Genomic DNA, 12,683 nt, shown 5'->3' on the forward strand with positions numbered 1-12,683 from the left:
TCACATGTTTAACCAACCTATCTATTTTACTGAAAGGATCGTTGAAATGGATGAAAACCTTTCTATCGTATTTAAAGCATTAGGACACCCGATCCGAAGGCGAATTCTCGATATTCTCAAGCAATCGCCGAAAACAACAGGTGAACTAAACGAATTCTTTCCGGAAGTCACCAGGTACGCCATCATGAAGCACTTGAAGATTCTGGAGGAAGGGAACTTGGTGCTCGTTCGGCGTGAAGGTAAATATAAAAGGAACTTTCTGAATGCGGTGCCTCTTCAAGAAGTGCATAACCGCTGGGTAGGAAAATATATGGAGACAACGGCCAGCTCGTTGTTAAATCTGCAGTCGGCTGCAGAACAAAAGGGAGGAAAAGAAACAATGGCAAACACTAAGGATTTTCATATTGAACAAGAGGTATTCATCAGTGCATCAAGGGAAGATGTTTTCGAAGCGTTAACAGAAAAGGCGGGAGATTGGTGGGAGTTTCGTATCGCACCAAAAGGGGTGTCTTCTCATTTTACATTCGATCCCGTACCAGGAGGGCTCTTCATGGAAAAATGGGGAGAGAATGAGGGAGCAGTCTGGGGCAATGTGTATTATGTAAATGCTCCTGAAGAAATTCGTCTGCACGGACACCTTGGCATGCGGGGAGCTGTAAATAGCGCCTATACGTATCGTCTTCTCGAGAAAGAAGGAGGAACATTGCTTCAACTTTCTCATTCAGCATCTGGTATCCTGCAAGAGCAATGGGAACAAGAACACGCTAAAGGATGGGAGTATCTTCTTGGAACCCTTCTTAAAAATCACGTGGAAAATAAATGATAGCTGTGATAATCGGAGGAAGCCAAGATGGTAGACGTTTTTACCGAAATCAACATTAACCGCCCTGTATCACAAGTATCAGAGTATGCAGCAGATCCTGATCATGCGCCTGAGTGGTATGTGAATATCCATTCCGCTGAGTGGAACACGCCAAAACCGCTCAAGGTCGGTTCTCAAATCGCTTTTAAAGCGAAGTTTCTTGGCCGGGAACTTGCTTATGTTTATGAAATCATTGAATTTATTCCGGGAAGCAAACTAGTGATGAAAACGGCTAACGGACCTTTTCCGATGGAGACCATCTATACATGGCATGCGATTGATCAGGATCATACACGCATGACATTAAGAAACAAAGGAAATCCGAGCGGCTTTTCCAGGATGATTTCTCCTTTTATGTCTTCCATGATGAAGAGAGCAAACATGAAAGATTTAAAGAAAATAAAAGACATGCTTGAAAAATGATCTGCATGAAAGGCTGACCACAACTACTCATTATGATCGGTGAGTACCTGGGTCAGCCTTCTTTTTTCTTATAGCCCCGGCACCCGGACAGGCGTATAAGACATTGTTGGATTGGAAGTATTTAAGTTATTCCATGTTACTGCATAGTAATTGGGGCAGTCTGGCCGGCTTGTTACGTTTCCGCCGCATCCGGTAATGAGGTATGGAATCTGGACGGAGGTGCCTCCGAGTGTCGTCTCGATCGTATATTCGTAGCTCGTATGACGATGATGGTTGAAGATCGCTTTTACGCTGGGGTTGATGTTTTGAAAGAAGGCATCGGTTTCGGGAGTTGAAAGAACTGCATAATGCCCTTCTGGAAAGCTTCTATTTTTGCCCACTCTTAAAACGGCATGGAAATCGATGAGAACATGGCTGGATGCAGCTGTTTTTTGTTTGAGCCAGGCCAAATCGGCCGGACGAAAGTAAGGAGCTCCGGCTAATCCAGGGAAATACGTCGGAATCCGAATAAGATGAACGTTTGCCCCGTGTATATGAATATCCTGGCGGACACTTCCTATATATTTTTCAAAGATTCGAGTGGGGAGGTCGCCATTTTCCCAGATCATATCGTGGTTGCCGATACTAACAAAGATGGGGAGGTTCGCAGCGAAAAGGACTTCCTTTGACACGGCCGCAAAAGCTTTCATATTTTCGTCTTTATTTCCCTCACCGATCGTATCGCCGCCATGCACAACAAAAGAGGCTGTGCTCCCGTAATTCTTCGCCATGTGCTGTAAAATCCTGCGATATCTCTCTCCTGCTGTATCGAGTATATATTGATTTCGTACACGGTCATATCCCGTAGTCCGTACATGACTGTCTCCCAGCACAAGAAAGGTCAGCCAGTCTGAGGGGATGTTCTTATGATTCAAAAGCTGAAGAGATTCAGTGTTCAATCTTGCCATTAAGTACCCTCGTTTCATTTCCAAATCCTTGATGGTTTATCCTATGTTCGTTTCTGGCGATTGTTTATAATAATCTGAAACCACAAGAGGAAACAGTAGAAGGTAAAAATCTAGGTCGTGGCGAATTAGGAATCATAAATCAACTGACTGAAACTGAAGGGGATTAACATGCAGTTATCGATTGTAGACATCAATGAGGATTTTGCAGTAAATATTCTGAATTGGAGATATGATGCTCCTTACGATTTTTATAACAATGAAGTAAGCCCTGATTCTATGAAGGAAATGCTGGAAAACTCTTATCGAGTGATCTTGGATCGATATCAAGGTATCGCAGGCTTTTTCTGTACCGGAAGTTCGGCTCAAGTACCTGCTGGTCACCAATATGGTGCTTATTCTGATGATTTGATTGATCTTGGGATTGGGATGAACCCTGAGCTAACAGGCCAGGGTTACGGTTCTGAGTTCTTTTCGTTTATTCTTCGCCATATTCAAGCTGCCTTTAGCGGTGTTTCCATTCGTTTAACGGTTGCAGCATTTAACCATCGAGCCATTCATCTTTATGAGAAACTTGGTTTTGTTAAGCAAATACAGTTCAATAATGGAAGAACTGATTTTATTACGATGGTCAAACCCGTTTAGTGCCAGGATACGAGTTGCTTTGGCAGCTCTTTTTTTCGTAATGATATACTTTTATAAAAAGGGGTGATGACATGATCTTGGAAGCTGTTATGCTTCAGGTAAAGAGAGGCATGGAAAAGGAATATGAGGAAGCGTTTCGTAAGGCGTCAAACATCATTTCTTCCATGAAGGGATACCAATCTCATGAGTTGCAGCGATGTATGGAGGTGAAGGGGAAATATTTGTTACTGGTGAAGTGGGAGAGCTTAGAGGATCATACGGTAGGCTTTAGGCAATCCAGTGAGTATCAAGAATGGAAGCAGCAACTGCATCATTTCTATGATCCCTTTCCAACGGTTGAGCATTTTGAACGTGTTTCAATAGAAGATTAAGAGGGAGGTGGATTTGTATGGAATATTCCATAACACTTGAAGTCAATGGATTAACCCTGCGCGGGATGGCTCATAAACCGGAATCAGACGGCTCATCAAAAAGTCCTGTGGCTATTCTTTTTCATGGGATAACAGGTTCTAAAATTGATGATCATTTCTTGTTAGTGCGATATGCCCGTGAACTGGCAAAACAGGGGATCGGCTGTGTGCGGTTTGACTTTTCGGGTTCGGGTGAAAGTGATGGTTCTTTTTCAGAGATGACCTTCAGCGGGGAAGTGCATGAGGGTAAAGAAATCGTGAATTTCGTTAAAAAGTTGGACTGGGTGGATTTAACGAAAGTTATGTTAGTGGGGCACAGTATGGGTGGTGCGGTTGCTGCCCGAGTGGCCAAGGAAATTCCTAATGACATACATAAAGTTTGCTTATGGGCACCAGCTGGCAACATGAATAAGCTGGCTGCTTCTTATTTTGAAAAATACCCCAAGCTTCCGAACGGAAATGTGGATTTAAATGGACTTGAGCTGGGCCGTGGATTTTATGAAGATTTAAAAAATCGTAATCTCTATCATGAAATCACATCATACACTAATCCGGTCATGATTATTCACGGGACAGAGGATGAAGCGGTTCCTCATGAATATGGACAAAAGTATTACGATACGTATGTGAACAACGATCGCGGCATTCATTTAATGGAGGGTGTTGACCATGTTTTCGGAAGACTGACCTGGATCGATGAACTGTTTAATCACAGTATTCAATTTTTGAAAAGCTAAAGAGCAGTTTCCGCTTTCTATAATAAACTCCTAAGCAGGATTCTCCCATAACAAAGAGAAGTGTACACAGTGATCAAAGCTTATTCGTTAGCAAAATCTGTATTTGTATATCGTGTAGTGCTTCATCCATAATGAAAGGAGATCTCATGATGCCTGAGCTATACCACACACCGGTTGTAAGAGCAGAAATGCTTATTAGAAGACCGGTGGAAGTCGTATTTGAGGCTTTTATTGAACCGGCGATTACGACCAAATTTTGGTTCACTAAAAGCAGCGGAAGAGTAGAAGAGGGGAAAAAAGTACAATGGGAATGGGAGATGTACGGTGTATCGGATCGCGTTTTTGTAAAAAGACTAGAGGAAAACGAACGCATTCATATTCAGTCGTCGGACGGTACAGAGGTGGAGTGGACCTTTGTTTCCCGAAAAGAAAACGAGACGATGGTCACGATACTTAACTCAGGATTTAAAGGAAGTGGAGATGAGATCGTAAATACCGCCATTGATTCCATGGGAGGGTACACGATGGTCCTCTGTGGATTAAAGGCGCTCCTGGAACATAACATCATCTTAAATCTTGTGCCGGATAAAGCGCCTGACTTTCATGTTAAATAAAAACGCAGGTCCTTTTCGCTAGATTGGTTTAAGAATGGAGTTGCTGCTGCAGCTCTTTATTTCTGTCCGTTTAAATAAGATAGAACTGAAGGTGAAAGAATTGAACGCAAAGGCTTTCTTTATGGCACTTATTACGATTATCATTTGGGGATCAACATTTGCGGCCATCCGGGCGGGACTGCATGGCGGTTATTCGGCGGGGCACTTAGTTCTCATTCGTTACTTAATAGCATCCGGTGCTTTTATCCTTTACGCTCTGTGGCCAGGTGTGAAATTTCGGCTGCCAAAAAAAGAAGATCTTTTTAGGATTCTGCTGCTTGGATGGATTGGAATCAGCATCTATCACATAGGGGTAACGTTCGGTGAGCAGACCGTATCGGCAGGAACCGCCGGCATGCTGATTGGAGCAGCGCCTGTCTTTACGGCGCTCATTGCTGTTTTCGTATTAAACGAGCGTTTCGGGAGATTTGGATGGCTCGGTCTTGGCATCGGTTTAGCTGGCGTTATATTGATTACGTTGGGTAGTGCTGGCCCGTCCCTGACGATTTCTAAAGGAGCTTTTTTAGTATTGATGGCTGCTGTCGCTACGTCTGTCTTTTTTGTTTTCCAAAAACCGTTCTTACATCGATATACGCCGATTGAACTGACGGCTTATGTGACCTGGGCGGGTACACTGCCTTTTTTCTGGTTCTCTCCTGGACTCTTTGACTCCATTCAGCACGCTACTATGGAAGCTAATATATCGGCACTTTATGTAGGGATTTTCCCAGCGGCGATCGCTTATGTCACATGGGCGATCGCCCTCTCGTCAGGCAATGCCAGTTCTGTGGCGAGCATGATGTACCTGGAGCCGGCAATCGCCATACTTACCGCATGGGTTTGGCTGAACGAGTGGCCGAGTACCCTTTCGCTGATCGGAGGATTGGTTGCCATATCGGGTGTTCTTGTGGTTAATGGCTTGGATAAGAAGCGTGTTACGGCGGAAAAGAAGTCAGCATGAATGTTTATATCAACTCAAGGGTTAGAATCCAATGAAAGATCAACTGCTCTAAGATGGCAGCTGGTCTTTTTTTTCATTTATTTTGAATATCTATGGCCTTTGAAAAAGTTTCCTTTGTTTCATATAATCAATAGCCTTCGTTTTATTCTTTTGCTTAGAAACATATTCTCCTTCGTTTTTATCTCTATAATAGTTATTAAATCTTTCTTCTGAAAGAATGCCTTCAGAAAGTGCATGTTTAATTGCACAGTCAGTCTCATTTGTATGAGTACAGTCAGAAAACTTACATCTCCTGGATAATTCTAATAGATCTTCGAATCCGTTATCTATGTTGTCTACAGAATCTATTATTTCAAATATCTTTTTATTACGTTTCATATTTAACTCCTTAGACCTGTAATTTATAATATTTTACAATTTTCATTTATTTTATTATATAGTACATAAGTATATAAAATTTCCATTTTCCATCTAAAGGATTCAATAGTTCAATACATAAAGTTAAGAAGGTAATATTGAAGTGCTTAAAGAATATAAAGGTATAAGTTTTAACTTTTAGAAAGGATGTGACGCTAATGGTACGCATTAATCATGTTGTCAGCTACTTAACGATTTGTGAAAAACAATTAAAAGGATGGGATCTTGTTTATGATTACTGGACAAAAAGTCGAACTGCGACCTGTGTCACTAGAAGATTTTAAACGTAATTACCTTTGGCGTAACGATGAGGAAACGGCAAAATTAGAAGCGGGTACTGGTTTCTTTCGCCATAGCAATGTGCCATTGGAAAAGATTGAAGCGGATTATGAGGAATCAATTTTAAAATTAGATAAACGTGAAGTCGGAGTGTTTTCGGTTTATACAACTGGAGAAAATCCGAAACATATTGGGGTAGTAAGTTATAGAGAACTAAATATTATCTCAAGACGTTGTACAGTTGGAATTGGAATTGGACTTAAAGAATATTGGGGCAAAGGTTTTGGAACGGATGCTATGAAAACACTAATTCATTTTTTATTTCAATCGATGAATTTAAAACGAATCCAACTCGACACATGGAATGGAAATACGAGGGCTATTCGTTCCTATGAAAAATGCGGTTTTGAAATTGAAGGACGATTACGGAATAATGCCTATATAGACGGGAAATATTATGACACCATCGTGATGGGGTTATTAAAAGAGGAATTTCAATACTAATTATTCAAGGGCATCTGATATAGATGCCTTTTCCTTATCATAAAGAATTTTGCAGGTGCAATACTTTAAGATCCAGCTGCTTTTTAAATGGCAGCTGGTCTTTTTATTTTATTTAGTCCCTGAGTCAATCATTTGAAAATTAGCCTTTTCTCAGATAATCTTACACATAATGATTACTTAAAGTAAGTTTTTTCAATAAAAGAGGTTAATAGGAGGAATTTAATTGAGTACAATTTCTAAGCTGTTTGAACCCGTAACCATAGGTGCATGGAACTTAAAAACAAGAACAGCAATGGCTCCAATGACCCGGTCGTTTGCGGATGATAAAACCGGTGTGGTGAATGACCAAATCGTAGAGTATTACCGAAAACGAGCTCAAGATGGAGTAGGGCTCATCATTACAGAAGGTGTTGTGATTTCTCCACGAGCAAAGGGAAATCCTGGTGTACCTGGGCTATATACTCAAGAACAAATCCATGGCTGGAAAAAAGTAACCGAAGCTGTACACGCTGAAGGCGGAACGATTATTGCGCAAATATGGCATGTCGGCCGGGCAAGCCATCACGAAATTGCAGGAGGACTACCTCCACAGGCTCCATCGCCTATTGCGGCTGAAGGAAAAGTGTCACGATTCGGTAAACCTTTCGATGTTCCTGAAGAAATGACTGAAGAAGATATTAAAGAAGCTGTAAACCAATACGCACAAGCTGCAAAAAATGCGATGGAAGCTGGCTTTGACGGTGTGGAAATCCATGGTGCACACGGTTACTTAATCGATCAGTTTAACTCGGACGTTTCGAATAAAAGGACGGATCGGTACGGCGGTGATTTAAAACAGCGCCTGACCTTTATGAAGGAAGTTCTAAAAGCAGTCATTGATGCCGTCGGAGCAAGCCGTACCCTTATTCGTTTCTCGGCTTTCAAAATTGATCAGCCCACTTACATGTGGGAAGATCCTGAATCAGCCATTCAAACATTTATTGAAGCGTTTAAAGAAACGGGTGCTGAAATGATTCACCCTTCGACCATGGAATTTACCAAACCGATTGCCAGAGGGTTAACGATGCATGAATTGATACGCAGCCACTGGGATGGAGTTATCGTTGGCGTAGGTGGGCTTGATGCGGAAACAGCAGAAGCCGCACTTGAAAAGGGCACGATTGATGTTGCTGCAATTGGCCGGCCGCTTATTGCCAATCCAGATTATCTGGCACGAATTAAGCAGGGTCAACAACTTGTCGAGTATGAAGCAAAGAAACATTTAACTCAATTGGTGTAATAGAGAATGTAAAGACCAGCTGCTCTAATGGAAGCTGGTCTTTTTAAATGATAAATCCCTTTCCTTTCTATTGACGAAACGTTCAGGTTAGTTAAACACGGAATAAAAGGATTTGTACAAAGAAACGCAGAATATACCGGTAAGGCAGGAATATTGGCAGAACCATATTTAAAGAGAATCATGATATGTAAAACTAAGACTTAAGAAAAGGAGAGATTCTAAACATGTACGAACTAAAAACCAAAGAAACCGACAGTAGTGTCATTGAGTTTATTGAAAATGTTGAAAGCCCTAAAAAACGTGAGGACGCATATAAATTATTAGATATTTTTACAGAAACGATAGGTTATGAAGCGAAGATGTGGGGACCGAGTATTATTGGATTTGGTGCATATCATTATAAATATCAATCCGGTCATGAAGGCGATGCACCACTCGTTGGCTTTTCACCTCGAAAAGCTAAAATCAGTTTGTATTTTGCAACGGGTGACACGAAACGTGAGGAATTATTAAAGGGCTTTGGCAAACATACCACTGGAAAAGCGTGCGTGTACATAAATAAGGTAGCAGATATTGACGTTGATGTCTTAAAATCATTAATCAATCAATCTGTAAGGTTTTTGAAAGAAACCTATACAAATCATTAAATAATCGGGCAATAAGCAGGGGAATTGAGGTATAGAGATGAATAAATCGCTGCGAATCTTACGGCTTTTGTTTGGGCTTTTTTTATTTGCGTTGGGCTCTGTGATCGTTATGAAAGGAAATTTAGGCTTTGGTCCTTGGGAAGTGTTTCAGGCAGGGCTCACCAACTATCTTCCATTGACCATCGGGCAAGCTACCGTTCTAGTAAGCGTGGTTATTGTTGGTTTGATTATCCTGCTGAAAGAGAAAATTGGAATCGGCACCTTGGCCAATATGATTCTGATTGGATTTTTCATGGACTTCATTTTATGGACCGATGTACTGCCGAAGGCGCCCGGTTGGCCCAGTGGCTTGGGTATGCTGATGCTGGGGCTGTTTACCACAGCGTTGGGCAGTTATTTTTACATAAGTTCTGGCTTTGGGGCGGGGCCGCGTGATTCACTCATGGTGTCGATCCGTAGGCGCACGGGTCTTCCAATTGGGGTCTGTCGTTCTTCATTGGAATGTTCAGTTGCACTGGTCGGTTGGCTGCTGGGAGGGCCACTAGGGATGGGAACAGTGGTTACTGCATTTGGACTTGGAATATTTGTTCAGCTGATCTTCCGTCTTTTCTCTTTTGAAACAACGACAATCCATCATGAGAACTTGCGGGAAACCTTTAAAGCGTAGGCTTTTTTTGAATATGTAGTTCTTGTGTTGGGAGGATGATGTTTACTAGTCTGATGATTCATAAGGAATACCCCTTAGATTATAATCTAAGGGGTGAAAATTTCTCAGCTTGATGGAAAAGTTGACAGCATCGCTAATACACGCGTGTGTTATGTGTGGAATAACATCTCTTTAACAATTGGAATTGGTGCGCGCATCAATAACAGTACACTGTCTGGCACCTTGGCGAATTAATCGTCTCGCTTCTTCCATGGAAATCTTTACAAATACTGCCTCATCAAAATCGTTCTCCACATCAAACAATGCAAAGGCCTGATTACGGTTAATAAATATACACTTAAACTCAACTTCAACACCGTTTCTTGATCTAGGTGCAGAATTTCGAACTTCACACAATTCCAAACCAGCATTGTTTAATCGTCTTGCAGTCCTTTCATTTATGCGAATAATCACAAATTCCTCTAGATCCACTCCAGGAACCTCTGACTCAATTTCTACTACCGCAAAAAAACGGTTTCCAAGTACCAAAAGGCAATTAGCACCTATTTCAAAAATTTCTTCGTTGTTCATATTCATATCCCTATTGAATAAACTCATAAACTTTTATCCCCCTCGTAGTTAAATCCGTTGAATGGATGCTGTATAGCCACGTGGTCTTCATGGCAAAAAGATAATCTTCCTTGCATCATTCACTTTAATATATTCTGCACAAGCACAATTGCTACTAAAATAGTGATTTAACTATTAGGGCATTGGTTTTCCCCTATTATTTTTTACAGTCTAACCAGCTTGCCTGAACAAAGGCTTTTAGCCGAAGCTATAGAATAATTACTGTAGCTTTATGAAGCAGAAAGGGAGAGTTTCGTGTTAAATGTTGAGATTAGAAGGCCGGCGATTGAAGATCTTTCACCGTTACATGAATTTTTCCGGATCGTCATTACAGATACCTTTGCTAAAGAGGGAATCGAAGAGAAGCTGGATGATCTAAAGGATGAAATAGAGAGTAAGAAGCGTTATTTAGAAAGTGATTTAAAAAGCGAAGGAAAGAATCGCCATTTCCTAATTGCGATAGAAAGGAATCAAATGGTTGGTTCCATCGAATACGGTCCCGCAAGTGAACTTATCTGTACTTGTACAAACGGTGCTCTAAAAGAGCTGATTGAGATCGGTACTGTATTTGTTCATCCTGACTATCAAAGAAAAGGGATAGGGAATCTTTTATTGAACACCATGTATGCCACGCTGCGGAATAGAGGCATTAACGAATTTTGTTTAGACAGCGGGTACCGCAGCGCACAAAAAATTTGGACAAAGAAATTTGGCGAACCGGATTACTGGCTTAAGGATTATTGGGAAGAAGGCTTTGACCATATGATATGGAAAGTAAATGTATCTGTTTAATAACAATAGAGGGGAAGAAAGAGTGATGACTTGATTAGGAAAGTACTACCTTTGAAAACCACACCATAAGCTTCCTTAGTAATGAAAAATACAAAAGGGGTTTTATCATGCGGCAGATGAAATTTATGCTGAAACAATTTCTAAAGGAGCCTATGTGGTTTAAATTGCTAATCATTGTAGCGTTACTTATTTCTATTATCTTTAGCAGTTCATATTTTTCACACCATGCTTATGATGAGAGCATCTCCAAATTAGCTGCGGCTATCTTTTTAGGTGCTTATGGAATTAAATTTAGGAGAAGTCCTGTAACTTCTATTATTTTATTTGTTGCAGCAGCTATAGGCATTTATCTAGCCATTTCAGCAGTAGTTTAGCAGTGAGGTGGTAAATATTAAAATAGTTCGCAATTGAATCAAGGAACTTAAATAGCCGGTAAAAACCGAACAATAAATTTATTAATGTAAATAAAATTCGTGTTTTTATTGTAGTTTTTTTAGTTGTTTGCTATATTATCAAAGTAATCAACTATATATCATTACTCGTATATGCTCGGAAATATGGTCTGAGTGTCTCTACCTGGTTCCCATTGCAAGAACTGGACTACGGGTTAAAGTATTCGTTTTTCGGCTTTTTTCAGCTGATTTCATTTTTTATACTTTGACTTTCGCCGGTCCAGTGGGTAGAACGCTACCTGTCTGGACTTTTTTCTTTGGGCCAGATCTTCGAGTATATCAAACAACTAGGAGGATCATGGATATGAAAAAGATGAAAACAGGATACGCTCTATTAGTGGTGGTTACAGCACTGTTACTTGCGGCGGTTGCAGGATGGAGATCTGATTCACCGAATGAAACAGTACAAGCCAAGTCTCATCATAAGCCGATTGTTATTCAAGGACCGATGCCGATTGAAGCTGAAAAATTTGCACAAAAGCTAAAGAATGTGAAAGTAGAAAAATCAGGCACTTTTGTATTTTATAAAGGAACTCTAAACCACTATCCTGTTATCGTTGCAAAGACAGGTAAGGGAATGGAAAATACAGCAGCCGCTACAGCGATCGCTATCGAAAAATATCATCCAATTGCCATCATCAATCAAGGAACATCAGGCGGACATGATCCAGAACTGAATGTTTTTGATATTGTGTTAGGAAAACAAACAGTAAATCTAGGTTCTTTAAAAACAGGGGAGAAGGGTGAAGGCGAGGGAATGGATCCTGCAGCATGGAAGCCGATGGATCTTATGGCTTCTGAAGGAAGTGCAGGAGAAGATCCGAATGCTGAAAAACCTCGTTTCTACGCAGGGAATAAGGATTTGCTCGAAGCGGCTAATGAAGTTAAAGATAAATACACCAAGGGTAAGGTTGTCGAAGGTACAATTGGTTCTGCAGACGTTTGGAACAATGAAGTGGATCGAATCAAGTGGTTCCATTCGAAATACGGCACATCAGTTGAAGAAATGGAAGGAGCTTCAGCGGCACAAATGGCTCAAGCTTATAATGTACCATTCTTGGGAATCCGAGTATTGTCCAATAATAAAACGAATGGCGGTAAATACAACCCCAATACAGCAGAAGCATGTCAAAACTATGTTTATCAAGTAGTTGAAAAATATATTTCTACGATACCTAACAAATAATAGGTTCCAAAGGGGCTGTCCAAGAAGTCTGTAAGCTGTTGATTTCCGTTCCAGGCTGCTCGCTTTCCGCGGGGCGTGCGGTGAGCCTCTTGGTGCAAGCACCGGCGGGAGTCTCACCTGTCACGCTAGTCCCGCAGGAGTCTCGCATCTTCCACTTCAATTAACTTTTCATTGAAGATTTTTCAAGCCAAAAAGGGGCTGCCTGAAGGTCAATTT

At 41.0% G+C, this 12,683-nt stretch carries 16 protein-coding genes, 1 pseudogene and 1 riboswitch; of the genes and pseudogenes, 14 read left to right on the forward strand and 3 right to left on the reverse strand.

The genetic code is table 11. The features are described from left to right. The first annotated feature begins 46 nt into the window (after positions 1–46). Positions 47–823 carry a helix-turn-helix domain-containing protein gene (locus tag M1K46_RS21635; protein WP_256227658.1) on the forward strand — a complete coding sequence of 259 codons (777 nt, stop codon included), beginning with the start codon at positions 47–49 and terminating at the stop codon, positions 821–823. Positions 824–850: 27 nt separating this feature from the next. Next, positions 851–1,285 carry an SRPBCC family protein gene (locus M1K46_RS21640; RefSeq protein WP_256227659.1) on the forward strand — a complete coding sequence of 145 codons (435 nt, stop codon included), beginning with the start codon at positions 851–853 and terminating at the stop codon, positions 1,283–1,285. Positions 1,286–1,353: 68 nt separating this feature from the next. On the opposite strand, the gene M1K46_RS21645 is transcribed toward M1K46_RS21640, so the two are convergent. Next, positions 1,354–2,232, reverse strand: a complete 879-nt coding sequence (locus tag M1K46_RS21645; RefSeq protein WP_256227660.1) for a metallophosphoesterase family protein — start codon at positions 2,230–2,232, stop codon at positions 1,354–1,356. A gap of 168 nt (positions 2,233–2,400) precedes the next feature. Between M1K46_RS21645 and M1K46_RS21650 the strand changes: the two genes are divergently transcribed. The 5 genes from M1K46_RS21650 (at position 2,401) to M1K46_RS21670 (ending at position 5,635) form a co-directional block, all read left to right on the forward strand. Continuing rightward, positions 2,401–2,874, forward strand: coding sequence for a GNAT family N-acetyltransferase (locus M1K46_RS21650; protein WP_256227661.1), 474 nt, complete (start codon positions 2,401–2,403; stop codon positions 2,872–2,874). Positions 2,875–2,945: 71 nt separating this feature from the next. Further along, on the forward strand, positions 2,946–3,245 hold the full coding sequence (locus M1K46_RS21655) for an antibiotic biosynthesis monooxygenase family protein (protein WP_256227662.1): 300 nt from the start codon (positions 2,946–2,948) through the stop codon (positions 3,243–3,245). A 17-nt stretch (positions 3,246–3,262) separates the two neighbouring features. Beyond that, on the forward strand, positions 3,263–4,021 hold the full coding sequence (locus M1K46_RS21660) for an alpha/beta hydrolase family protein (protein WP_256227663.1): 759 nt from the start codon (positions 3,263–3,265) through the stop codon (positions 4,019–4,021). 149 nt (positions 4,022–4,170) lie between these two features. Next, positions 4,171–4,635: an SRPBCC family protein gene (locus tag M1K46_RS21665; protein WP_256227664.1), complete on the forward strand. Its 465-nt coding sequence runs from the start codon at positions 4,171–4,173 to the stop codon at positions 4,633–4,635. A 34-nt stretch (positions 4,636–4,669) separates the two neighbouring features. Further along, positions 4,670–5,635: a DMT family transporter gene (locus M1K46_RS21670; protein WP_375162235.1), complete on the forward strand. Its 966-nt coding sequence runs from the start codon at positions 4,670–4,672 to the stop codon at positions 5,633–5,635. A gap of 90 nt (positions 5,636–5,725) precedes the next feature. Here M1K46_RS21670 and M1K46_RS21675 read toward each other — a convergent pair whose 3' ends face one another. Continuing rightward, a complete protein-coding gene (locus M1K46_RS21675) occupies positions 5,726–6,013 on the reverse strand; it encodes a hypothetical protein (RefSeq protein ID WP_256227665.1) in 288 nt (95 codons plus the stop codon). A gap of 270 nt (positions 6,014–6,283) precedes the next feature. Between M1K46_RS21675 and M1K46_RS21680 the strand changes: the two genes are divergently transcribed. From M1K46_RS21680 to M1K46_RS21695, 4 genes and pseudogenes are all read left to right on the forward strand, one after another. Then, complete coding sequence (locus M1K46_RS21680) at positions 6,284–6,835, forward strand: GNAT family N-acetyltransferase (protein WP_256227666.1); 552 nt, start codon at positions 6,284–6,286, stop codon at positions 6,833–6,835. Between the two features lie 235 nt (positions 6,836–7,070). Continuing rightward, positions 7,071–8,114 (forward strand): annotated as a pseudogene (locus M1K46_RS21685) (alkene reductase); the annotation flags it as partial. 224 nt (positions 8,115–8,338) lie between these two features. Beyond that, positions 8,339–8,761, forward strand: coding sequence for a DUF1801 domain-containing protein (locus M1K46_RS21690; protein ID WP_256227667.1), 423 nt, complete (start codon positions 8,339–8,341; stop codon positions 8,759–8,761). A 37-nt stretch (positions 8,762–8,798) separates the two neighbouring features. Beyond that, a complete protein-coding gene (locus M1K46_RS21695) occupies positions 8,799–9,428 on the forward strand; it encodes a YczE/YyaS/YitT family protein (protein ID WP_256227668.1) in 630 nt (209 codons plus the stop codon). Positions 9,429–9,599: 171 nt separating this feature from the next. Here the strand turns inward: M1K46_RS21695 and M1K46_RS21700 are convergent, their stop codons facing one another. Beyond that, positions 9,600–10,025 carry a hypothetical protein gene (locus tag M1K46_RS21700; protein ID WP_256227669.1) on the reverse strand — a complete coding sequence of 142 codons (426 nt, stop codon included), beginning with the start codon at positions 10,023–10,025 and terminating at the stop codon, positions 9,600–9,602. 267 nt (positions 10,026–10,292) lie between these two features. Between M1K46_RS21700 and M1K46_RS21705 the strand changes: the two genes are divergently transcribed. The 3 genes from M1K46_RS21705 (at position 10,293) to M1K46_RS21715 (ending at position 12,467) form a co-directional block, all read left to right on the forward strand. After that, positions 10,293–10,829 carry a GNAT family N-acetyltransferase gene (locus M1K46_RS21705; RefSeq protein WP_256227670.1) on the forward strand — a complete coding sequence of 179 codons (537 nt, stop codon included), beginning with the start codon at positions 10,293–10,295 and terminating at the stop codon, positions 10,827–10,829. Between the two features lie 107 nt (positions 10,830–10,936). Beyond that, positions 10,937–11,203, forward strand: coding sequence for a hypothetical protein (locus tag M1K46_RS21710; protein ID WP_256227671.1), 267 nt, complete (start codon positions 10,937–10,939; stop codon positions 11,201–11,203). A 145-nt stretch (positions 11,204–11,348) separates the two neighbouring features. Further along, positions 11,349–11,452: riboswitch (purine riboswitch) on the forward strand. Positions 11,453–11,585: 133 nt separating this feature from the next. Next, positions 11,586–12,467: a 5'-methylthioadenosine/S-adenosylhomocysteine nucleosidase gene (locus M1K46_RS21715; RefSeq protein ID WP_256227672.1), complete on the forward strand. Its 882-nt coding sequence runs from the start codon at positions 11,586–11,588 to the stop codon at positions 12,465–12,467. The last annotated feature ends 216 nt before the right edge of the window (positions 12,468–12,683 follow it).

This window comes from Fictibacillus sp. WQ 8-8, assembly GCF_024494405.1.
Classification (GTDB): Bacteria; Bacillota; Bacilli; order Bacillales; family Fictibacillaceae; genus Fictibacillus_C; species Fictibacillus_C marinisediminis.